The sequence below is a fragment of the Pseudomonas sp. JAI115 genome (assembly GCF_014200835.1).
Classification (GTDB): domain Bacteria; phylum Pseudomonadota; class Gammaproteobacteria; order Pseudomonadales; family Pseudomonadaceae; genus Aquipseudomonas; species Aquipseudomonas putida_A.
Genome location: NZ_JACHCY010000004.1, coordinates 537,341 through 560,270, shown reverse-complemented (window position 1 = coordinate 560,270; position 22,930 = coordinate 537,341). Strand labels below are relative to the sequence as shown.

The following is a 22,930-nucleotide window of genomic DNA, read 5'->3' as shown; positions in this document are numbered from 1 at the left end:
GCCCTCAATGGCCAAGACCATCTTGATCGTCGACGACTCGGCGTCCCTGCGCCAGGTTGTCAGCATCGCCTTGAAAAGCGCCGGTTACGACACCGTTGAAGCCTGCGACGGCAAAGATGCCCTGAGCAAGCTCGACGGCCGAAAGCTGCACCTGATCATCAGTGACGTGAACATGCCGAACATGGACGGCCTTTCATTCGTTCGGGCGGCCAAGCAATTGCCGGCCTACAAATTCACCCCGGTCATCATGCTCACCACCGAAGTGAGCGATGCCAGGAAACAGGAAGGCCAGGCGGCCGGGGCCAGGGCGTGGGTGGTCAAACCCTTTCATCCGGCACAGATGCTCACGGCGGTGTCCAAACTCGTTCTGCCCTGAAATTTCGCAATCCTATCCATACCGCACGCGATATGCCGCCATCGGTTGAAGAGAGTCCAAACCATGTATCCCAACGCTCATCAGCGCCTCTGCATTGAGGGCGAGCTGAACATCTACACCGCGGCTGAATGGAAAAAACGCCTGGGCGATCTGATCGCCCAAGGTGATGACCTCGAACTGGACTTGGGCGGGGTTCAGGAACTGGATACTGCCGGGTTGCAACTGCTGATCATGGCGAAGAAGGAAACGAGCTTGCGCAACCAACAATTGCGCTTGGCCAATCACAGCCCAGCGGTATTGGAGGTGTTTGCGCTATGCGATCTGGCTGTCATGTTCGGTGACCCTGTCCCGTTGTAATCCAATCGGTGGTGAAAAGGCAATGCTCATGAACCTGGACGACGCACAGCAGACCTTCATCGTCGAAAGCCTGGAGCTGCTGCAAGAGATGGAAGAAGCCTTGTTGCGGATCGAGTCGGCAGCGGACGACCCCGACACGATCAACGCGATCTTTCGCGCCGCCCATACCATCAAAGGTTCGGCAGGCCTGTTTGGTCTGGATGACATCGTTTCCTTCACCCATGTGGCAGAGAGTGTGCTGGACCGTGTTCGTGACCGGCAGTTGCAATTCAACGCGCAGTTGACCGCGCTGTTCTTGCAGGCCTGCGATCACATTGGCGTATTGGTAAGGCTGGCGGCGGACGGCAACGAGCCCGCGCCGCAGACCGTTCGTGACAACGGCGCCAACCTGCTCAGTGTGCTGCGTGGATTTCTGGGCGACGAATCTGAATCGACGCCAGGCCTCGGCACCCAGCGGGACAGTGCGTCGTCGACCGAACATGATCCCGGCATCGAAAGCGTCAGTGATCCCAGCAATGCCGACCATTGGCACATTTCCTTGCGTTTTAGTCTTGACCTGCTGCGCAACGGCATGGACCCCCTGGCGTTCATCCGTTACCTGGCCACGCTGGGGCGAATCTGTAACATCGTCACCCTCAGCGATCATCTGCCCCAGGCGGCACGAATGGAGCCGGAGAGTTGCTACCTGGGCTTCGAGATCGGCTTTCACGGCGATGTTGATCAAGCCACCCTCGAGAATGTATTCGAGTTCATTCGCGACGATAGTCAGGTGCATATTCTGTCGCCGCACTGCAAGACCGATGAATACCGTCAGATGGTTCGGGAACTGCCGGAGGAGCGTCAGCGCCTGGCTGAAATTATTTTCATCCGTTGTTGCGAGCTCACTGCCGCTACAGACGCAGGGCTACTCGAACAGCCGCCACGGCAGCCTCCGGCGTTGGCGATCGATCCGGTACCGGTCGAGCATCCGATCACCGCTGCGATACCCCGCGATCCTGTATCGAATGCACCGCAGCAGGTCCAGGACAGCCGCAGGAGCGAGAACAGTCTGATCCGCGTCGATGCCAGCAAGCTCGATCAATTGATCAACCTGATCGGCGAATTAATCATCGCCGGCGCGGGCGCCAACCTCGCTGCCAGGAACACCGGCGCCAGTGAGCTGATGGAAGCCACGGCGATCCTGGCGCGTCTGGTGGAAGAAGTACGCGATTCGGCACTGACACTGCGCATGGTGCAGATCGGCTCGACCTTCAACCGTTTCCAACGGGTGGTCCGCGATGTATCCAGAGAGATGGGCAAGGATATTCGCCTGGAAATCAGCGGCGGCGAGACTGAACTGGACAAGACCCTGGTGGAGCGAATCGGCGATCCCCTCACTCATCTGGTGCGCAATGCCATGGACCATGGCATCGAGCCTGCCGATGTGCGCTTGGCCCAGGGCAAGCTGGCCCATGGCACGTTGCGCCTCAACGCCTATCACGATGCCGGAAGTATCGTCATTGAGGTCGCCGACGACGGTGGTGGCTTGCACAAGGAAAAAATCCTACGCAAGGCCATCGAGCGCGGGCTGGTAGGCGAAGGGCAACATCTGGCGGAAAACGACATCTTCAACCTGATTTTCGAGCCGGGCTTTTCCACCGCCGAGCAGATCAGCAACCTCTCCGGGCGCGGCGTCGGCATGGACGTGGTCAAGCGCAACATCACCGCGTTGCGCGGTAGCCTCGAGCTTGACAGCGTCGAGGGACAGGGCACCACGCTGCGGATTCGCCTGCCACTGACGCTGGCGATCATCGACGGTTTCATGGTCGGCGTCGGCAGCGCCAGCTATGTGATCCCACAGGACATGGTTGTGGAGTGCATCGAGCTGCCGGCGAATGACGGGCTCCACTATCTCAATCTGCGCGGGGAGGTGTTGCCTTTCATCCGTCTACGCGAGCTTTTCGATGTCGAGGGCAAGCCCCCGCGCAGGGAAAACGTGGTGGTGGTGCAATTCGCCGGGCAGCGTGCGGGGTTCGTGGTGGATCGTCTATTGGGCGAGTTCCAGACCGTGATCAAACCGCTGGGCAAGCTCTTTGGCCAACTGGATGGCATGGGCGGCTTCACCATCCTGGGCAACGGCGAAGTGGCGTTGATTCTGGACGTTTCTGGGTTGATCAAGCGAATCGCGGGGACGAAACAACGCGCACAGGCCGCGCAGAGATGATAGCGACTCATCCTCCGTGCCCAAATCCATCTCAACCTGAAAGAAGAAAAATCCAATGATCGGTATTTTTTCAACATGGTGATGCCACTGGCGTTCAACGGGCAGACTCGCCCTCATGGCCAGGCCGTGCCCGCCGGCTTCGCGCGTTTTGAGGAATGATGGCATGGGCCAGTCGATAAAAATTCAAAACCCTGACGCCGCGCCGCAGGCCCGGCAGTACCTGACGTTCACCCTCGGCGATGAGCAGTTTGCCGTTGGCACCCTCAGCGTCATGGAAATCATCGAGCATGGCCGGCTCACCGGCGTTCCGATGATGCCACCCAGTATCCGCGGGGTCATCAATCTGCGAGGGGCGGTGGTGCCGGTCATCGACCTGGGCGCTCGCTTCGGTGGGCAGCAAACCGAGGTTGGCCGACGTACCTGCATCGTCATTCTCGAAGTGGTCCATGTCGGTGAACACCAAGTGATCGGTGTACTGGTCGACGCGGTGAATGAGGTGCTGGAAATCGCCTCGGCGGACATCGAACCGCCGCCGGCCTTCGGCGCGCATATTCGCTCCGACTTCATCCAGGGGATGGGCAACGTCGGTGGGCGGTTTGTCATTCTCCTGGACATTGGGCGAGTGCTGTCGGTGGAAGAACTCGCGGTGCTCCACGGTACGGACGATGATCGAGCGGTCAATACATGACTGGCCGTGACTTGATTCTCTGGCTGTGCCTGGCCATGGTCCCGGTGGGGCTGATGCTTGTCGCCCTGATTATTTACTACCGAGGCTACCCGCGCCCCGCCCCGCAGACTCATACGCCGATCGAACCGTTTGCCGGAAGTGGGCTCGATGAACTGGCGCGGCTCCCGGGGAACGCCGAACTACGGGGCGACCTCAGTACGCGGGGCAATGCCAGGCTGACGGTGATGGGCAAGGACCCGATCGGCGATCAAGCGAGTCGCGCCGTCACGCAGCAGACGCCGCCATTGGCGACGAGAGGGATGAGTGCTGCTCAACTCGCGGACAAATTGCTTTATCTGGCGGATTTGACCGAACACATGCTTGAAAAGCGAGAAACGCTCAGCCGATCGGCCGTTGCGCCCCGTCGGGTTGCCGATCAGGTTCCCCCCAACAGGCTTTATCTCTCTTTCATGCTCGGCGGCGCAGCGTTCGCGGTGTGCATGAGCAATGTCCATTCCGTGATCCAGGGCGCTCGTCTCATTGGCGGGGCTGGCATGTCGGGGCCGGTTCGCAGGGCAATCGTAATGGACGGTGCCCTGGTGCCGGTGGTCGACCTGGGTAGCCAGGTGCATGGACAGCCCACCATGATCGGGGAGTTTACGAAAATTGCCATCCTGGAAGTGCCCGTAGGCGATCAGTTGCAAAGAGTCGGGGTACTGGCCGATGGGGTCGGCGCAATACTGCAGATCCCTTCGATCCAGATCGACCCGACCACAAGCTTCGACAGCCGGGTTGGCGTTGACTTCGCCTTCGCCCCCGTCACGGTCAGTGACCAGAGGACGATGTTACTGGTCGTACGGCCTGGGGCCGCGACGAGCCAATCCAACGCCGTACGTTAGCTGAGCTGATCCGTAGTACAGGACTGCTTGCCGACATGATGTTACGCCCATGGACTGGGTTGCCGATTTTTCCTGACCCCCGAGAGCCCGTACATGAACATGCTTGATCGATTGTCCTTGCCGGGCAAGTTTTCATTCTTGGCAGTGCTGTGCCTGGCGCTGGTCGCCGCGCCTACCTCGCTATTCGTCCTTGGCGCCATGGGTCAGAGTCGCCAAGCTGTGCAAGAGTCTCTCGGCATGCAACCGGTGCAGGAACTGCTGCACCTGATTCAACTGACGCAACAACACAGCAGCCTTTCATCCGCGGTGCTGGGCGGCAGTCGGGCATTGGTTGAAACAAGGCAGAAAAAGCATGCCGAAGTTGAGCAGGCTTTTGCATTGACCGAACGTGAATTGAGTGAATCTCAGGTTCCTTCCGGCCTGCTGGATGCCCTGCGCAAGGCTCACCGGCAATGGAGTGAATTGGCCAGCCAGATATCCCAAGGTGCGATCAACGGTGCTCAAAGCCAGACCTTGCATGCCCAGTTGGTCGCGACCTGCCTCCAACTGGAGGACTCGCTGCTCGACCACTTCGAGCTATCACTGGATCCGATCTTCGAAACCTATTACCTGATCACCGGTGCTTTGGTCGAACTGCCACAGACCAGCGAACTGCTCGGACAACTGAGCACGACAGGGGCGGGGCTTCTCTCGCAAGGGCAAATCCAGCCCGAGCAACGTGCCACCCTCAGCAGCTTGACGACCCAGGCAGCGAACAGCTTCGACAAGCTGACAAGGGCATTCACCAAGGTCAATGGCGCCAGCCCGTCATTCAGCGCATTGCTCGGGGGGCCTTTGGCGGCACTGGGGCCGCAGGTCGAGCAGGCCCTCAAACTGACCGACACCCAACTGATTTCGGCCAATGAACCCAACTATCCGGTCGCCGACTACCTGGCGACCTACACACGGACCATCGACGCGTTGTTTGCCTTCAACCGGCCGGCGTTGGACGCTCTCGCGCAGGCGCTTGAAGCCCGAAGTGACAGCGCCCGAAACGACATCATGCTGATGTCCGGCGGTTTGTTGGTGATGTTGTTGGTCGGCGCTGCGCTGGCGACATCCATGGTACTTCGGCTTCTGCGGCAGCTGACCGTCGCCTTGACGGCCGCGGAGCGCATTACCGCAGGAGACCTGAGCCATCCGATCGATTCGCCCGGTGCGGATGAGCCGGCACGCTTGCTGGCTGCATTGAATCAGATGCAGCAAGGATTGCGCAGCACCGTCCAGCACATCGTGGGTTGCGCCGGACGTCTTGCTTCGACGGCCGGCGAACTGAATTCGGTATCCGATGAGGCCAGCCGGGGCCTGACGCGACAGAACAACGAGCTGGATCAAGCCGTGACGGCCGTCACTGAACTGACCGTGGCGATTGAGGAAGTAGCGCGCAATGCCGTCTCGGCTTCCGAGGTGGCCCAATCAGCTGACCAAAGTTCCCGCCAGGGCCAGGATAGTGTCGGTCGGGCAGTCGATGCCATGACATCGCTGACCGGTGACATTGAACACACCACCGACGCCCTCCAGGTGCTGGACGGACAGATAGGCGGCATCACCTCTGTACTGGATGTCATTCGAGGCATCGCCGAGCAAACCAACATGTTAGCCCTGAACGCGGCGATCGAAGCGGCGAGGGCCGGTGAAAGCGGCCGCGGCTTCGCCGTGGTCGCGGATGAAGTGCGGGCGTTGGCACAGCGGACCCAGGAGTCGACGCAGCAGATTGAAAGCATCATCGGCGCGGTGCGCAAGGGCAGCCAGGACGCCCTCGGCGCCATGCACGAAAGCAATGGCAGGACCCGGGACACGCTGGGAGTGACTCGCCAGGCGGGCGCCGCACTCGGCGCGATTGCAGTCGCCATCGCTCAAATCAACGAGCGCAATGTGAGCATCGCCAGCTCGACCCAGGAGCAGTCCCATGTAGCCCGCGAGGTGGACAGCAATCTGCTTGACATTCGGAATGTCTCGGCACAGACGTCAAGTGCGGCGAACCAGACCCACGCTTCCAGTCGGGAACTCGCGATGCTCGCCGACGAGCTCAACGCCGTGGTCAAAAATTTCATCGTTTGAAGGGACATCGCGTCATGGGACTGCTCGGTAAACGCTCCAGTGCAATGAAATATCTGCCGCTGTATGTCGGCCCCCGAAGCTATCGAGTTGAGGGCTTGGAGCCCTCTGCAGCTGATTTTCGTCCCGTTCAGTGGTCACGTTTCGCTCAAACACATAATCCCAGCGGACACACCCGCGGGCAGACGGGCATGAAGCCGTTCAAGGTGATGATCGTCGATCACCGGATGCCGAAGGTCATGAACCATGCAACAAACGATTTCTTCCACTCGTTCCAAGCCGTCCGCCGATGACTGACCATTCAGAATGGCAATTGCCAAGCGACGAGCAGACACTGCGAACTCTGGTCGAAAACACCCCGGATACCATTGCGCGGTACGACCACAATGGCCTACGAACCTACCTCAACCCGGCGTTCGCACGCATGGCCGGGGCACCTGCCGTGAAGCTGCTCGGCAAGAGCCCCAGCCATGGAAGGGAAACGCCCGAAATGCTCGCCTATGAGGCTAAATTATTCGGGGTTTTACACAGCGGCCAGCCAGACGAGTATGAGCTGACCTGGTTCGGCGCGGACGGCGCACAGATCGCCAGCCATATTCGTATCTTGCCGGAGAAAGATGCTTGCGCCGCCGTGGTCAGTGTCCTGGCCGTGGGCCGGGACATCTCAATTCTAAAAGCCGCCGAGCAGCGACTCGAACAGGCCGAGGCCCTGGCCCGCTTTGGTCATTGGCACCAGGATTTCCGGCGAGGTGGCTTGCAGCTGTCAGCGGAGCTCTGTCGCATGGTCGATAAACCGCGGCATTGGGCGCCGACCCAACAAGAACTCCTGGACATGCTCATACTTAAGGACCGTGCCCGTGTTCTGGAGAGCGTGTACCACGCCTTCTCAAAGCGCAGCGCATTTCTGGCGCTGGAATATTGCATAGCGGTGGGTGATCGAGAGCTGCACTTGCAGACCTGCCTGACAATCGAATATGGCTCCGATGGCGTGCCCTTGCGGATGTTCGGGACTGCTCAGGACATCAGCAAGCTGAAGAGCTATCAGCAACGGCTGCACATGCTCGCGTTCTATGACGCACTGACGGGGCTACCCAACCGCGAACGATTCAAAGAGTGTCTGCAGGAGGCCTTGCTGAAAGCCGAACGCAACGGGCGTCAGGTCGCGGTCGCGATTCTTGACCTCGACAATTTCAAGGTTGTCAACGATACCTTGGGTCATGGCGCGGGCGATGAGCTGCTGTGTGAAGCCGCCAGGCGTTTGCGGCGCTCGGTGTGCGGGCATGACAGCGTGGCACGTCTGGGCGGCGACGAGTTCGCCCTGATTCTGTCTTCCCAGCTCAATACCCCCTTCGAGCTTGAAAACATTGGGCGGGGGATTCTTAAGTCCATTACAGGTGTTTATCAGATTCAGGGCAGGGAAATCTTTGTATCCGGCAGCCTTGGCATTGCCTATGGTACGACGGGCGCCGACAATATCGATGAGCTGGTGCAGTTCGCCGACTCGGCTATGTACAGTGCCAAGTCCCATGGGCGTAACAACGTGCAACTGTATTCGCCGAACATGACCCAAAAAACCACGGAGCGGCTGGCCCTGGCGACCAGTTTGCGCCATGCGCAGAGCAATGGTGAGTTGGTATTGCATTACCAGCCGCAGATCAATCTGATCAGTGGCCGCGTGATCGGTGCCGAAGCCTTGCTGCGCTGGCAACATCCGCAACACGGGCTGATTGCTCCGGACACCTTTATTCCTATTGCCGAGGAAACCGGATTGATCGTCGGCATCGGCGAATGGGTATTGGAAAATGCCTGCCGCCGTGCTGTCGACTGGAACCGTGATAATCGTAGTCCACCGCTTAGAATCGCCGTCAATCTATCGCCGCGACAATTCCAGATGAACGACTTGCTTACCTCTATTTGCGCAATCCTACGGGACACCGGCTGCGAGCCGGGCTGGCTGGAGTTGGAGATTACCGAAGGTTTATTGCTGGATAACAATGTCGCCGTGCGCGAGACACTCGAGCAGCTCAACGCGTTGGGACTGACGATCGCCATCGACGATTTCGGTACCGGCTATTCGGCGCTCAGCTACCTGAGTCGCCTACCCATCGAAACGCTTAAAATCGACCGCTCTTTTATCAACGACATCGAACACAATCGCGATAGCGCCGAACTGGTCAAGGCCATCATCTCCATGGCGCACAGCCTGCGGTTGACGCTGGTTGCCGAAGGTGTCGAAGAAGCCTCTCAACAAGCGTTCCTGCGGCGTTATGGATGTCAGAGCGCACAGGGTTGGTTATATGGTAAGCCCATGCCGCAGGTGGCGTTTGAAAACTTGTTGAGGACCCAGGTCGACAGTCAATGATCCTTTGGTTCGGGCAAGGTACGCTCGCTGATGGAATAGCTCGGCTCGGAATCACGCCTTCTTGCCCTTGATACTTCCCCAAAAAAAAGTCCAGAATTAGGTCTTTTCCTGCTCCGGCAAGAAAAGAAACCCCTTAGATTTCAATGGGTCGGACGCTAGATACGAGTCTCGGTTCCCTCTCCAAATACACAAAAAACCGCTTACTAAGCGGCGTTTTTGTTTGTGTAATTTGTTGGGCTGCGTCGATGGGAATTCGCGATCCCTACATCCATTCCGGCGCTCTCTACGAGAACCACTTCGGAGCCCGTGTCTCAGGAGTGTAGGTACGGGCAATAGGCCTTCAAAAAACAAGCCACCGGTAGAAAAGCAAGACTTCATACAAGGTGTGGGCTGGAGTGTGGGCTGTGAGGTTTTTGCCAAAAGCCAGAAACGACAAAGCCCTGAAAAATGGGCTTTGTCGTATAAAGATGGCGGAGGCGATGATCTTCTATTGTGTCTCAAGTCCCTACAAACCATCCTGGTCGATCATGATCTCAGTGAGCTTCTCGCTCAGCAGGCGCCAGGCTTCTTTTTTCTCTTCGGGCATAATCATGGTGTAAGTAGTGACGACGGACCCGAGAACCTGCCAGCACGTGGTTCTGGCACCGGTCTATCACGTCAAGGCTTATGCCCCAGGCTTGCATCATGGTTGCTCCTGTTCGTCTCAAGTCATGGGGTGTCCATTCCCCATTCGCACCGCCGGACAGCACCAGGGTGTCATCATGTCGGCGACGGGAAAGCGGCTTGCGATTTTTGAAGCGTGATTGGCGGTCTCTCACCTGTTTGCTGACGACCTTGAGATCGACATGCCCATCATGATGCTTTGCGGGAAAGCAACATTGAGAGTGTTCTGTAAGCAGCCGAAGGTTGCTGAAATAATGGATCGCAAACGCTGATAGGAACACGTGGTGGTCCTGCTTCTTTCCCCTGCTGCTTTTGACGTTTGCCACGGGAATAAACCAGACGCCATTTTCCAGATCTACGTTTTTCCATTCGGCCTGAAGCAGTTCACTGATCCTGCATAACGTTCCCAAACAGATCCAAAGTGCAAGTTGGAACTCTGGTTTGAGTGGGCGAATCCCATCGTACTTTTCGCCAGCAGGTAGTGCTGCATAGTTCGCAGTCATTTTTTGAAAGCGTTGGTGTAGTTCTTGAAGTTCGCTAGAGGAGAGGATCCGGGTTCGCTCCTGGCTTGAGCGCGTTATCGGTGGTATAGCTCTTAGGAATATAGACTCTCGTGTCAACTAGGTCACGGATGCGCGGCGCGAAATGGAAACCCCGCAGGCCCATCCGCGAAAAAATGTGATCGGTAAAGCTTGGCACGTTGGTATTGAAGAGTTCTATACTCATTATTTAATGGGTAAAAAGGCAGACAGCCTGATCCAAGAGTACGGTATCGCTACCAGCTCCTCCAATCTGATCGGGTTGTACCCTCCCATAGCTCGAGAGGATGAGCTTTGTCCAATATTGCGCTATCGCCATGCTTCACAAACGCCGCTCAAAATTTGCTCGTGAAGTGAGTCCCATCAAATGCGCACAATGCGGTCATAGGATAGAAATCTACTTTGGAAGGACGTACTCACGCGTCTGCCGACGCAGCGCGTTATTGAAATTGCCGAGTTACTGCCGCATAAGTGGACGCCTGCTTTATGATGCAAGGTGTTATGGGCATAATGGGGCGGCATCTGCGGTTCCCGGCCGCAGGCGTTGGTCTATCCACTGTGCAAGGCTGCACTCAATGTGCTTAGTGCAACAGCTGAGTACGATCAAAGGTGACTTTCTAATTGCCCTAGAGGCCGTGATAAGCAATGTACATCGTAGACCTAACATATCTGAAAACCATTGATGTAATTGAAGTTTATCTTGAGTCACATCGTCAGTTTCTTGACGAGCAATACACTCAAGGGTTGTTTCTAGCGTCCGGCCCCAAAAATCCACGCAGCGGTGGAGTGATCATTGTAAGCGGCAGGGTCAGCCGCTCAGAATTGGACGCGATACTTGCAAGAGATCCGTTCCATCAGAACGGTATAGCCGCTTATGGCGTCACTGATTTCGTTCCGGTTAAATCTCATCCCGCATTGAGCGGGATTTTGTAGCAGCTTCGGCACCAATTCGCGACCCATTGACCTGGCAAGCCGCTAGAGTGATCGATCCTTGGTCGCCATCGTCGATAATTTCGATATTTCGTAGCGCGTGCGTTGGGTCGAATCTAACACGACTTCACAACCTGCTATATTTCGCGCACGTTCTCATCCCATCAGGGTGACAGTGAGAAAATAGAAACCTTGGCCGGCGGCGCACCGCCGAGGCTTTGCTGAAGGATACGACCATCACTCCCTCCAGCAGAGAGTTGAATTGTTCTTGGATTTGCAGGAATGCGTTATGGAGCTCAGCAAACCTAGGCAAGGTCTGAAGCGTGACCTTCAGGGCATGGCCTCGGACCTTAAATGGCCTGCAGTAGAACTGACGCGAATTGCCGAACGATTGAGCTCGGCCGGTAATGACTCTGATGCTCAGGCCATTTATCGCATGATTACAGTCTTTCAAAGTGATGAAGCCCGACTTCAATCTCATGCCGCTGAGATCGCAAGGGCTCCTACATAGATCCCTGTGCGAGGTCGTTAGGGGGCTCAACAAGCCGACGCAAGCCTTGCAACAAAACCTAAAAAATCTCACTCCGCTGCGGATTCCACGGCCATCCGGCCACTTACTCCATGAACATCCGGCCACTGATTCCACGGTGATCCGGCCACCCATTCCACAGCCATCCGGCCACCCTTAAGGCATGCAGCAGCGCAGAATTAATTCACTACCATCGACCTCTTTTATCGAAGCAGAGAGGTCGTCGTGGAGCGGTTATCCATGCGTAAGATTCGAGAAGTGCTACGTCTCAAATTCGAGGTCTATCTGCCCGCCAGGTCGCTATCAGCTTGCAAGTAGGTCGAGCTAGCGTCGGTGAGTACCTCAATCGCTTTGCTGCCAGCGGTCTTACCTGGCCCTCTACGTTGACTGACGCCGAGTTGCAACGGCATCTTTTTCCGCTGCCGCCCGCTGTCCCCAGTGATCAACGTCCGGTACCGGACTGGGTTCATGTCCACGCCGAGTTGCGCCGCCCCGGCGTAACGCTGGCTTTGCTTTGGCAGGAATATCGGCTCGCTCACCCGCAAGGCTTCCAATACAGCTGGTTCTGCGAGCACTACCGCCTCTGGGCGGCCAAGATCGACGTAGTCATGCGTCAAGGGCACCGCGTCGGCGAAAAGCTGTTCGTTGTCGGCGCTGATTGAAAACTGACCCACCCTGCCGATTGAAAATTGACCCAGGGCGGATTGCTGATTTTGGCATCAGCAATTGTGGATAAGCTTAGCAGTCGTGTCCCGATGGAAGGGGCATTTAGCCCCACCGCATGTGGGCATGCGGCAGGGTATTTTCGGTGCAGTTCAAAACAGCTCATCGTCCTCGGCACCATCATCGTCTTTGCGCTTTCGTTCACGTGATTTGATCTTGGTCTGGGCGACCAGGCTGCTGTGTTGCAGACGGTAGGACTCGTTGCCCGTTTCGACGATGTGGCAGTGATGTGTCAGCCGATCCAGCAACGCCGTGGTCATCTTGGCGTCGCCAAACACACTCGACCATTCCGAGAAGCTGAGGTTGGTGGTGATCACCACGCTGGTGTGTTCGTACAGCTTGGATAGCAGGTGAAATAACAGGGCGCCACCGCTCTGGCTGAAGGGCAAATACCCCAGCTCATCGAGTATCACCAGGTCTGTTCGTAGCAGACCTTGAGCGATTCGGCCTGTCTTGCCGTCGTACTTTTCGCGCTCCAGTAAATTGACCAGATCCACCGTGGAGTAGAAGCGCACGCGTTTGTGATGCGTCGTGATCCCGGACACAGCCAAGGCGGTGGCGAGATGTGTTTTTCCTGTGCCAGGCCCGCTGATGAACACGACATTTTGTGCGGTATCGGTGAACTCGAGGTTGGACAGATCCTTGATCAGGCGGGCGTCTGCGCTGGAAGCGCTGAAGTCGAAGCCGGCCAAATCACGATGCATGGGCAGTTTGGCCATGTTCATCTGGTGGTTCACTGAGCGCACCGCGCGATCCGCATGTTCTTGTTGGAGCAGATGCTCAAGCAGCCATTTCGACGAGGTCGTTGAGGACTCGCCTTGCGAGGCCAATTCTTCCCAGGCGCTGGCCATGCCATGCAGACGCAGTTCTTTGAGTTCCGCCATAAGATCACGCATTGCGAGTCTCCTCATCGGTGGTACGAAGCCGGTCGTAGCGCGCCGTATTGGCGACAGGCGCTATCTTGAGTTGCAGGCTGGTTTCGGCGGACGGAGGGGCTGCTGTCGATGTCAGTCGAGCCAGGACATTCAGGATGTGATCAGCACTCAAGCTGCCTGATTCAAGTACCAACTCCACCGCCAGCAATACGGCGTCGAGCCCGGCGATGGGAACCGCCGCCAGTACCTGCGTCATGACTCGATCACCATTGGTGTGACGCCTTAGACCGCGTTTTAGTAGTTGCAACGGCTTCGGCAGATCGGCAAACGGAGCGCCATTGCGCAGCGCACCGGGCTTGCGTTCGATGAGCGGGATGTAATGCTGCCAGTCAAAACCGACCTGATCTCGATCAAACAGGCGCTCGTGACAGGCAATCATCGTTTCTTCGGCGATCACCACCACCCGCGTGGGATACAAGCGGCTGCTGACCCACTGACCGACCCGCTCACACGGCACCGAGTAGCGATTTCGCGCCACGCTGATCAGGCAGGTGCTGGAGACCCGTACGGTGCGCTCAACGTAGCCATCAAAGGCGGTGGGCATCGGCATCAATTCGGCGCGTTCCAGCTCCAGGACGTCCGCCACTGTCAGCCCGTTGTACTGCGGGTGCACCAGTTCGTCCCAGAGCGCACGGCAGCGTTGGCCGAGCCAGGCATTCAGTTCCTCGAAGGTATGGAACATGCAGTTTTGAGCATCGAGCCAGATGCGCCGTCGGCTGTCTTGGACGTTCTTTTCAACGATGCCTTTTTCCCAGCCGGAGGCCACGTTGCAGAAGTCCGGATCAAATAAATAGTGCGCGCACATCACGGAAAACCGGGCATTGACCGTGCGGCCTTTGCCCTTGTTGACCTTGTCGACAGCGGTCTTCATGTTGTCGTAGATGCCGCGACGCGGCACCCCACCTAACGCGCCAAACGAGCGGGTATGGGCATCGAACAACATCTCGTGGCCTTGGCTGGGATACGCAACCAACCAAAATGCGCGACTGGCGCACAGCTTCGTATGGGAGACCTGGATGCGTCGGAATAGGCCGCCGATCAGCAGACCTTCTTCGCTCCAGTCGAATTGAAAGGCCTCCCCGAGTGCAAAGGTCAGCGGCACAAAGGCCCGTAAAGACTTGCCTTGCTCGCCGCGCCACGAGCGTATGAAGGCGGTGAGCTGACTGTAGCCGCCGTCGTAGCCCTCGGCCTTGATCTGTTCGAAGAGTGCTTTGGCACTTCTGCGGTTGTGCTTTGCCCGAAACGAATCGGCCTTGAGCGCCTGCTCCAGCGTCTCGTGAAATGGACTGAGTTTGTTGAAGGTTGCGCACCGTTGGTACGCTGGCTGGGTGGCTTCGGGTGCTCTGACCCATTTTCGAATGGTATTTCTCGACAGTCCGGTACGCTTGGCTATCTGATGCAGCGAGAGCTTGTCGCGGAAGTACATCCGCCGGATTTTTCCCAACATTTCCATGCTGATCACCCTGTGTTCTCCTGCTCGAAAAGTGAGCAGAAGCAGTTGAACACCTGGGTCAGTTTTCAGTCGGCAGAACAGCCTTTACTGGGTCAGTTTTCGCTCAGCGGCAACACCCCAAAAGCCTGAGCTGCCAAAGAGCTGCGACGGAAAGCGTTCATGCCCGAGGAGGCTGACAGAGACAGTCTTGAACGCTTTACCGGTGCAACTTTGAAGAAGGCTAAATCGCCTTAATCCTGTTGGCAGACGCTCCGGTCTGGGAGGATTTCACCAGGAGCCAGTTTTTGGGCGCACAAAGCCACTTCCACACCGTAATGAAGCGGCACACCTACAACCTTTCCATAAGCCAACTCGATATGCTTCGAGATGACCTGGCTGTCCTGCAATGCCTTAACGTCTGGTGAGAGCTCATGCTTTAACTGCTGGCCGTTCGCGCTGAATGAGTAGCTGCGCCCCACTTGGTACTTGAGGTTGAGCGCCACAACCGCGCCTGTTTCGCTCGTGGAGACGACCTCAGCAGTGCCATTGATAGCCCCATACCCGAGTGCACACGCGGTGTTGGAAGAGTTACACTCTCGGAGATCCATCGGAGGGTAGGCCAGCGGTGTCTCACCTCCGCCTTCACGGACATCGAACCGTGCCCCGACCCCATGCTTATGTTGGCCAGAATTATCAGGCCCAAATGCCGACACACTCACTAACACAGAGTCCTTCGGTGCAGTGTGTTGACTTGCACAACCAGCTACTGCGGCGAAAGCCAAGACCGCAGCGAAACGAAAAGCCTTCTGCATATTTGCAATATCCCTATTTGATTGATCACGCCTACCGTTGTGGAGGGCGATCCAATTACGATACAGAGCCGCATTTACGAATGCACTCGAACTGCATGCATTTTCAAACATTTTCGGTGCAGCGGCTGCCATGCTGGGAGGGACGTCGCCGTCGTGATAACCGTTATTTAGTGCAAGCAGCGGAATTTGTGATCTAAGAAAAAGATTTTCACAGTGCCCAGCGTAGTCCGGGCCCCGTGAGTCATTACGAAGCTGGCTCCATAAAAAATAAAGATTGTCACAAAACTCAAGATCTCCAAAAAAAAAGGTACCCCTGCAAACAATAAAGATCGCAAGACCTTTTATTGGGGGCCTGTGAAGCGACCTTCGAGATCACTGGCTTGCGAGGTGACGATTGAAGCTGGATCATTAAGCTATCCGGACTATCTAGATTGGCAGCGTCTCCCGCCCCCCGAAAAGCATTGGTGATAAGGGAAGGGAGATCCCACGCTCAGCAGCCGCAGCACTGGTTCGCTTCCCCGACGCAGGGAAGAGATAGCAGGTTGACGACGTATATCTGGCTGTGAAAACGTTTTTCCACTGCGGACAAACGCCGTACGCGTGATTCCCGGTTTGCTGTAAGCCACTTTTTCTCTCTGTTAACTTCGTTAACTTACAGATCAAAAAAGCAGTTTACATTCCCTTCTAAATCTTGCTTCCAAATGCCAGCCCTGCAATGCGCTGCTTGACAATCTGGCCGCTGGGACGACGTTGGCCCATTTGCATCAGCTTACCTACGCCAAACATATTGCCGGCAGTTGCCTCCCACAACTCCCGGACCAGCAACGGGCAGAACTCCTTGCTCACGCATAAGGGAGGGGATCAATTTCAAGGATGTCTTATTGATTTTCGCCAACTCAGGACTGAGAACAAACGATTGGTTGAACGCCTTAATCGCTTCTTGAGGAACACAATGTGCTGTTCTACGACCAGTCCGAATCGGGCAACTCGTAAGTAGCCCGCTGCGAATAAGGGCGTAGGCGACCTCCTGTTTGACCCCGAGTAAAAAAGCAGCCTCCACGACGCTGAGGTTCGGGCCACTGCGATGTATCGAGGTAATGCGGCACCGAGGAACAAGCCATTTTCCAAGCGCAATATCGTCATCAGGATTTACTATGTATGCAGGAATCTCACCTCTCTGAATAGAAGCGATAAGTTCGACGAAACTTCCTTTGGTCGGCAGTTCAAGCTTAGCAAGCTGCGTGATTGAGATCAGCCCATCTTTTATGGGAGGGCAAGGAATGGCCGTTCCCAAGTGACTCAGCGACGAGCCGTCTATCCACCATCGCTCCCCCGGCGATGGTTTTCCGCCTAAAGGTCGCAGCAAGCCCGCACCTAGCAACTGACGGACACGTGGCTTGGTGATACTTAAACAACTAGCAGCTTCCTCTAGGCTTACCGCATGTTTGAGCTGTTCCACACGCACCGTAAGTTCTAAATAATCCACCACCAAGCCGGTGCGACCGGATGGATACTTCATTTCACGATGAGGTAGTTCACCATTGGCAACCATGCGATGTAGTAAAGCGGATGGGACATTTACCTTTTTGGCAGCCGCCTGACTTGAAACCCAGCGATGACTCGTGATGGTGTCCAAGCAAAGATAGCGATTTCGCCGCGCCAACGGGCCCTCCCACCGACGTTCGACGTAGCGTCCAAACGCATCTCGGACGAATTGAAAAGCGGCCCCCTTCAAGCCGCCGTGAATATCTTTATACGTTTGCCCAAATACACTTCCAAGCTTCCAGGCTGGCACTGCTTGCCGGGTGATAGCGAGCTTATCCAGAAAAGCCCAGAAACCATGTGGCCAGTCTTTTAGAATCTGGCCGGCAGCGGTCGCCAGGGGAATGGCAACCGCCAAAGCGCCGGCTCCAGCCAGTTTCAATGGTTTATCTAATACCGAATGAGATTCACGAACCCCAAAACGCTTAGCAAGCTCGTGAAATTCGGTAATCGTCAGATGTGACAGAGGATCTGAATTTGTCGGCGCGTGTCTTAAGCGGCGTTCAAATTCGCAAGTTACCCACAAGGCCATGGGATCTGCTCTGATGGATCTGGCACCAAACGAAAGCGATGTGCCGCACTCGGTACACTCGAACGTCGCCATGACCCCGGGCTTGAATTGCGCTCCACACACGGAGCAATGATCATGAAGGCTGTTTTTATGGACCGGGCAACACGTCACCAAGGTGAGGTCCCATAAATCACGCCAATGCTGCGACTCCTCCAAGCATTGTGAGCAGCATTTCCTGTGCTGCGTGGACCATGCTTTGATGGCTTCGGTAGCTGGATGCAAAAGCTCCCCAACGGATAAAAGCCAGCTCAAAGAAGAATGGATTTTTACCCATTCTTTCTGGTCCGCCGCCATGCAAGATCGATGCATGGCGACTACCTCCAGGCCGGCCAAACCATTGGCATGAGCTAAGCGATACAGATAACCGTAAAAACTTTCATCCATTAACGGCTTGGGGGTGACCAGCAGTCCAAACATTATCGCTGCGGCTCCTCAAACTCATCTTCGCGCCATGCCTGGGGAGTACTGAGGAATGAGCTGAATCCCTCAGAGATCAGTTTGAATGAGCAATGGTCCAGCTTGTCCATAGCTAGGTCGTGCACGTGAACCAAACTGCCGTAGACCGAATTATGCGTCTCTTGCCATGAGGTAAAAACCCTGGCCCGTCGCAGAATTGCGAACATTCCGTTTGGCCAGTCAGATAATGCAGTAGCTGCCCGCTCAAATTGTTGACGCACCAGTCCCATCGAAACGACACGGCGATTCAAACTCAGACTCATGCCCTTTCGATCACTGGAAATCGCCCCCAGAAACATAATCAACTTCAGCAGGTCATTGAGCCCGAGAGAGGCTAAGCGATCAATATCAAGCCCACCGTCAGATCGCACTGAAAGGGTCTCGTGGCGCTTATACAAGCTGGCAATAAGGGAAGCAAGGGCGGTAGCCAGGGCACTCGCAGCCATAGATGGAAAATCGTCAAATCGAGTACCACAGCGACACCTGCCCAACTCGGGTCTGTTGTCGCCAAGCGAGGCATAGCATGTTGGACACTGATCCCACAAATAGCAGCCATGCTCTTCACACACCGCTAGCGGAGCAAATGCCCAATAAACACGTGCGTATCCATACGCCCTTATACACAAGGGGCAAATACGTTGAGTTTTGAGCGATACGGTGCGTGCTGTGAATTCATGGCCTCCGAGTCTCACCATGCCAGCATCATCTTGAACCGGCATCGACTCAAGAAGAGCTTCGGCAGTGCTGCCAGTGCACTTTTGTAGCTGGCTATTTCTGTTTTCTATCTGCCCATAGAACGAACCATTAGGCATATCCAATGCGATTTTAAGCTGCGATATACCTAGTAAGTGATTGAGCTTCGCGACGCGGAACAAAAGGCTATCTAGCCCCTCCCAAGGCTGAAGATTGCTCTTCAATAGTAAATCCACCTGCGGCACAGCCAGATGATCAAACGCACGCTGCATCCGTGACTTAGCTTTGATCCGCGACTCAGCTGCACGAGCCTCCATTACAGATGCTTCCAAGGCTAAAAGATCGGCGTAAATATCGTTTTGCATATTTTTATCAATGCCGGGGTTACCCCCGGCAGCCTCTCAAGCAGAAGGATGGTCAAAGTTCTCGAAAGGCTCGCGACCGCCTATTAGCGGCCGGAAATCGAAAGACGTACTGAATGGATTCCTCTCACTTGGGACCTGACTCCACACCTCATCCTTGAACGCTTGGGAAAGTACATCAAGATCGATACCTTCAGTGCCGTTGTGCTGAACCAGCCACACGGCGCGATCCAAAACTTTAATCAAATAATCAATCAGTCCAAAGGACGCCAAATGGAAACGCTGCAGCATGTCTTTGGAAAGGAAGTTAATGCTCTGAACAGGCAACAAGCCTTGAATGGCCTTCAACAAAGATGCGAATTGCTTCCATTTTTCCTCAGTGAGCTCATACCTTCCATAATCGATGCTGGCTGAGAACCTTCGGCGAAGCTGTTCATTAGCCCAAAGCAGCCCCTCTGTTCGTTTCAGCCCGACCAGCACTACAGTGATGTCGGTTTCGTTCATCAAACTTTTGATCCAATCTGCTGCCTCGTAAGCACCAACCTTTTTGTAATCCACAAGATGTTGTGCTTCATCCAGGATGATCATTGCGGTCCCCTGATTCTTCAGCAACGTAATTATCCGAGTGAATTTATGCTCGGCAGAATGGCCGCGAGCTGTGGCAAACGGGTCCTTCATTGCGACCAACACAGCCGTCGCGAGGTTCTTTTTTGATGGGGAGGAAGGCATTTCCACAACCAGAACCGACCGAATCCGATCCGAATTTCCAGCTGTTTCATTGCGTATGTACTCCCTAACCAGCGAGCTCTTGCCGACACCACTCGGCCCCTGGATAACAAGGCCTTTGCTGTTTTGAGTTCTGACAGTGTCCTGGTGGACCTCTTCCAAGCGCATGATCGCGTGATCACTTTGCGGGCTGCGAATGAAATGGTGACGTAGCGAAAATGCACTCTCTTGTCGTGTATTGGCGTTCATTTTTTCCCCCTCATGTAAGGAGCGCGCAAGACAACTGGGTATGCAGAGATGGACTCCAGGACTACCTCGGCGTCAAGAAAGTCCACAGAGTCTCCCATGCCTAGTGGGGGTTGAGCCTGTTGAACACCGCTGCGATCAAGTTTCACTTTTGCCGCTTCACGGCGTTTACGAGCCTTCTGAGATCGTTTCAGATCTGCAATATCAGCCATGATGGCTCGGTACGCTTGATGAATCGCGTCAAAGGTAGGTGACGACTTTCCTGAGTGACGCAACTGCGCACGTGCAAGATCAAAGGTTTCCCGACTCATACCTATGAGCCGTTTGTCTTTAGCTGGAACCAGGATAAACAGGTTCCTGAAACGGTCATGAACCCATACATGTCCGAGCTCGTCGCGGTATCGGACTTGTATTTTCTCACCCTCCGCGAGCTTCATTTTTAACTCTGCAAGCTCTGGCGAGTGATAGACATGCGTCCCGACTTCAACCCCATAATGATGAACGGGGCTGTCCTTACGTTTGGCCAGTACCGACTCCAACGCATCCAGATCAGTTGGCAGGCAGATGTGACGCTCTGCCTCTCCAGCAAGCCAAGCCTGTGCAGGAGTCATCTGAGAAGGGAGGCCGCGGTGTGGCCGTTGGTGATAAACATCCACGATCCACTTGACCAGTTTGGTTTCCAGCTCAGCAAGGTTTATGCATGCGAGTTCTTCAGCCGGATAATTGCCGCGCTCTCTGGTGTTGGAGAACGTAGTACCTGGAAGTCGATGAATCAGACCGTCGTTTAAAGTACGAAAAAAACGTTCCACTGCACCTTTCTTTTGAGGTGCACGGGCGGCGGGATACATAATTTCAATGCCTAGCTCGTTAAATGCGCTAACTAGGTCACCTGCGTGAAATTCCGCCGCGTTGTCAGGAACAATACGTGAAGGAAGCCCATGGGCTCTCCATTCGTTAAGCACTGCAGAAAATCGAGACAACCAATCCCCTTTCGGCCTAATCGCGCGCTCAATTACCCGAAGCACGCTTTCGGTATTTGGAGCTGAAAAATGGATAAGGTATGCCATGACCATTCGAGAATGGCGATCAAGCACTATCGTCAGAAATGGTCTGCCGATGTGCTTCCCTGTTTCATCGTCCACCACCAAAATGTCTAGCGGCGTGTGATCAATTTCCCAGCGATCGAGAATTTTCCTGACAACCAGTTTGCCTATCGCAGTCCGATGGAGTTGGTTTGCCGCATGTTTGCCCAAACGACCTTTGTCGACCTCATACGGGTCCAGACTGTCAACGTATCGCCTAAAAGTCATTTCAGACGGGACCACAAGCATTTGAGAGGGCAGCCGTCCCGCATTTATGTTGTCGATACGTGCCTTCAGCTCCGCATACACGGTAGATAGCAGCGGTCGCTCCAAAGTCAGATAGTCCGTATCGACTAGATCCGACACCACCTCCTCTAACTCCCCGACAATGATTCGCGATCGGCCTTTATCTCTGTGACGGGGGACCAATTTAACGACACTGCCAGTTCCGAATAGAAGGATCCATCGCCTAACAGTCGACACTGACGGCGGTGTAATCGGATCACCCAACTCAATGGCTGTTTTTTGAATCAGTCCTTTCAGATCGTTGTTAGGAGGCAGCTTATGACTAATGCAATCAATGAGACGTGTTAGATAGGATCGCCGCCGGTATGCCGCGGCAGAGTGCTTCTCGGGGAAGCACGTGATGTCAGGTGCTGCGTTTCGAACTATAGGAATCACGCCGAGATATGGTTGCTCCTCATCTACGAACAACTCTCTGGTGTCATAAAGTCTATAAAACTCTGCCTCCGTCATTTTAACGGGCTCGCCAAGCTCATCTACCCAAAGCAACTGACGATTCTTGAGTCGTTTTACAAGTGTTAACTTGGCACCGTTAAATATCACCACTAATTTCAGCTTAAGCGAAAAAGTTTCCATGACGGTGACCTCCTTGGAGATAGATTGGAGCACAAGGTGCTATAGGCATTTCGAGGTTCACCCCTACGTAACCTAGTCCAAGCAGTTGCCATGCTTTTTTACAACCTAACAACTCACAGAGTTCCTTAATCGTGTCGGGTTGATAGGTCTTTAAAAGCTCAACAGACGTTTCCGGATCGCAATCAATGAGCATCATGCTCCGCCGGTAATACATCAAATCACGGAGATTATTGGAGAACGGCTCAGCCAAGAGGTGTTCGTCGCTAACAACCGTGAACACCCGATTGGTCCGCCTGAAGTGGTCTTCAATAGCCTCCATGCGCGAACTGGTATGCCGGGTTAGGAGCCTTGCAGCGGGCTTAACTTCGAACCATCGCTCTGTTCCGTCGTGCAGCACCGCACGGACGTCAGGGTAGTAGATGGTGGTGTGCCTATCCATTTCGAAGGTTTCTTTGCTCGGCTGAACGTCGTATCGAAGCACCTGAGGCGACAACTCGAGAAAACTCAGAAAATATCCCTCAAGCTGGGATTCCCAAGGAATGGATTTGCCATTTTTCAGTGAGGGAAAAAAACCCCGGAAGTGGCTGGATCTGCGAGTTACAACATTTCTTGCGGTCATGACATTTCTCCAGGTCGAACGAGTCCTTGACGCAGAAAAATGCTTACGTCAGCGGACTCATGGAGGCGATTCAACAGGCAACGCTGTGCCCTCGAGACGTCTCGATAAGATCGAAAAATTGGGGGAGAGTTGACATGCGCCGAAAAAAGGCAGAAATTACAAGCACCACACGAGTAATTTCTGCTTCATCCCGGCGCGGTCATCCTCCCAAGGTTGATCGCGTTTTTACA

Annotated in this window: 20 protein-coding genes and 3 pseudogenes; 13 read left to right on the top strand and 10 right to left on the bottom strand. The window is 55.1% G+C overall.

Annotated features, from left to right (window positions below; genetic code table 11):
• Positions 1-7 precede the first annotated feature (7 nt).
• From HDC30_RS13315 to HDC30_RS13280, 9 genes and pseudogenes are all read left to right on the top strand, one after another.
• Positions 8-376 carry a response regulator gene (locus HDC30_RS13315; protein WP_183783407.1) on the top strand — a complete coding sequence of 123 codons (369 nt, stop codon included), beginning with the start codon at positions 8-10 and terminating at the stop codon, positions 374-376.
• Between the two features lie 63 nt (positions 377-439).
• Entirely contained in the window at positions 440-733 is a 294-nt protein-coding gene (locus tag HDC30_RS13310; RefSeq protein WP_183783405.1) for a lipid asymmetry maintenance protein MlaB, read from the top strand.
• A 28-nt stretch (positions 734-761) separates the two neighbouring features.
• A complete protein-coding gene (locus HDC30_RS13305) occupies positions 762-2,936 on the top strand; it encodes a chemotaxis protein CheA (RefSeq protein WP_183783403.1) in 2,175 nt (724 codons plus the stop codon).
• Positions 2,937-3,099: 163 nt separating this feature from the next.
• Entirely contained in the window at positions 3,100-3,624 is a 525-nt protein-coding gene (locus tag HDC30_RS13300) for a chemotaxis protein CheW (protein ID WP_145318270.1), read from the top strand.
• Complete coding sequence (locus tag HDC30_RS13295; protein ID WP_183783401.1) at positions 3,621-4,502, top strand: chemotaxis protein CheW; 882 nt, start codon at positions 3,621-3,623, stop codon at positions 4,500-4,502. Before HDC30_RS13300 ends, HDC30_RS13295 begins: the two co-directional genes overlap by 4 nt.
• A gap of 93 nt (positions 4,503-4,595) precedes the next feature.
• A pseudogene (locus HDC30_RS29495) lies at positions 4,596-5,744 on the top strand (nitrate- and nitrite sensing domain-containing protein); the annotation flags it as partial.
• Positions 5,739-6,602, top strand: a complete 864-nt coding sequence (locus HDC30_RS29490) for a methyl-accepting chemotaxis protein (RefSeq protein WP_371927874.1) — start codon at positions 5,739-5,741, stop codon at positions 6,600-6,602. The pseudogene HDC30_RS29495 and the gene HDC30_RS29490, both read left to right, overlap by 6 nt.
• 14 nt (positions 6,603-6,616) lie before the next feature.
• Entirely contained in the window at positions 6,617-6,892 is a 276-nt protein-coding gene (locus HDC30_RS13285) for a hypothetical protein (RefSeq protein WP_145318279.1), read from the top strand.
• Positions 6,889-8,961 carry a bifunctional diguanylate cyclase/phosphodiesterase gene (locus tag HDC30_RS13280; protein WP_183783397.1) on the top strand — a complete coding sequence of 691 codons (2,073 nt, stop codon included), beginning with the start codon at positions 6,889-6,891 and terminating at the stop codon, positions 8,959-8,961. Before HDC30_RS13285 ends, HDC30_RS13280 begins: the two co-directional genes overlap by 4 nt.
• Positions 8,962-9,466: 505 nt before the next feature.
• Here the strand turns inward: HDC30_RS13280 and HDC30_RS13275 are convergent.
• Positions 9,467-10,187: pseudogene (locus tag HDC30_RS13275) on the bottom strand (site-specific integrase); the annotation flags it as partial.
• On the bottom strand, positions 10,162-10,290 hold the full coding sequence (locus HDC30_RS29485; protein ID WP_409347908.1) for a hypothetical protein: 129 nt from the start codon (positions 10,288-10,290) through the stop codon (positions 10,162-10,164). The gene HDC30_RS29485 and the pseudogene HDC30_RS13275, both read right to left, overlap by 26 nt.
• On the opposite strand from HDC30_RS29485, the gene HDC30_RS13265 reads away from it, so the two are divergent.
• The 4 genes and pseudogenes from HDC30_RS13265 to HDC30_RS13255 form a co-directional block, all read left to right on the top strand.
• Positions 10,270-10,515 (top strand): hypothetical protein, encoded by a 246-nt coding sequence (locus HDC30_RS13265; RefSeq protein WP_183783547.1) that lies wholly within the window; start codon positions 10,270-10,272, stop codon positions 10,513-10,515. The genes HDC30_RS29485 and HDC30_RS13265 overlap by 21 nt on opposite strands.
• A gap of 293 nt (positions 10,516-10,808) precedes the next feature.
• Positions 10,809-11,096, top strand: a complete 288-nt coding sequence (locus HDC30_RS13260; RefSeq protein WP_183783395.1) for a YciI family protein — start codon at positions 10,809-10,811, stop codon at positions 11,094-11,096.
• A 286-nt stretch (positions 11,097-11,382) separates the two neighbouring features.
• Positions 11,383-11,604 (top strand): hypothetical protein, encoded by a 222-nt coding sequence (locus tag HDC30_RS29185; RefSeq protein ID WP_260319916.1) that lies wholly within the window; start codon positions 11,383-11,385, stop codon positions 11,602-11,604.
• Between the two features lie 258 nt (positions 11,605-11,862).
• Positions 11,863-12,269 (top strand): annotated as a pseudogene (locus tag HDC30_RS13255) (IS21 family transposase); the annotation flags it as partial.
• A 168-nt stretch (positions 12,270-12,437) separates the two neighbouring features.
• Here the strand turns inward: HDC30_RS13255 and istB are convergent.
• The 8 genes from istB to HDC30_RS13215 all read right to left on the bottom strand — a co-directional run bounded on the left by istB (position 12,438) and on the right by HDC30_RS13215 (position 22,700).
• Positions 12,438-13,241, bottom strand: coding sequence for an IS21-like element helper ATPase IstB (gene istB / locus HDC30_RS13250; protein ID WP_183783393.1), 804 nt, complete (start codon positions 13,239-13,241; stop codon positions 12,438-12,440).
• Positions 13,234-14,733, bottom strand: a complete 1,500-nt coding sequence (istA, locus tag HDC30_RS13245; RefSeq protein WP_183783542.1) for an IS21 family transposase — start codon at positions 14,731-14,733, stop codon at positions 13,234-13,236. Before istA ends, istB begins: the two co-directional genes overlap by 8 nt.
• A 230-nt stretch (positions 14,734-14,963) precedes the next feature.
• Complete coding sequence (locus HDC30_RS29180; RefSeq protein ID WP_260319915.1) at positions 14,964-15,215, bottom strand: hypothetical protein; 252 nt, start codon at positions 15,213-15,215, stop codon at positions 14,964-14,966.
• Positions 15,216-16,293: 1,078 nt separating this feature from the next.
• Positions 16,294-18,054, bottom strand: a complete 1,761-nt coding sequence (locus HDC30_RS13235; protein ID WP_183783391.1) for a TniQ family protein — start codon at positions 18,052-18,054, stop codon at positions 16,294-16,296.
• On the bottom strand, positions 18,054-19,151 hold the full coding sequence (locus HDC30_RS13230; RefSeq protein WP_183783389.1) for a TniQ family protein: 1,098 nt from the start codon (positions 19,149-19,151) through the stop codon (positions 18,054-18,056). The genes HDC30_RS13235 and HDC30_RS13230 overlap by 1 nt, the downstream gene beginning before the upstream one ends.
• 36 nt (positions 19,152-19,187) lie before the next feature.
• Positions 19,188-20,123: a TniB family NTP-binding protein gene (locus tag HDC30_RS13225; RefSeq protein WP_183783387.1), complete on the bottom strand. Its 936-nt coding sequence runs from the start codon at positions 20,121-20,123 to the stop codon at positions 19,188-19,190.
• Positions 20,120-22,081, bottom strand: a complete 1,962-nt coding sequence (locus tag HDC30_RS13220; RefSeq protein ID WP_183783385.1) for a DDE-type integrase/transposase/recombinase — start codon at positions 22,079-22,081, stop codon at positions 20,120-20,122. The genes HDC30_RS13225 and HDC30_RS13220 overlap by 4 nt, the downstream gene beginning before the upstream one ends.
• Positions 22,062-22,700 carry a transposase gene (locus HDC30_RS13215; RefSeq protein ID WP_183783383.1) on the bottom strand — a complete coding sequence of 213 codons (639 nt, stop codon included), beginning with the start codon at positions 22,698-22,700 and terminating at the stop codon, positions 22,062-22,064. Before HDC30_RS13215 ends, HDC30_RS13220 begins: the two co-directional genes overlap by 20 nt.
• Between the last annotated feature and the right edge of the window lie 230 nt (positions 22,701-22,930).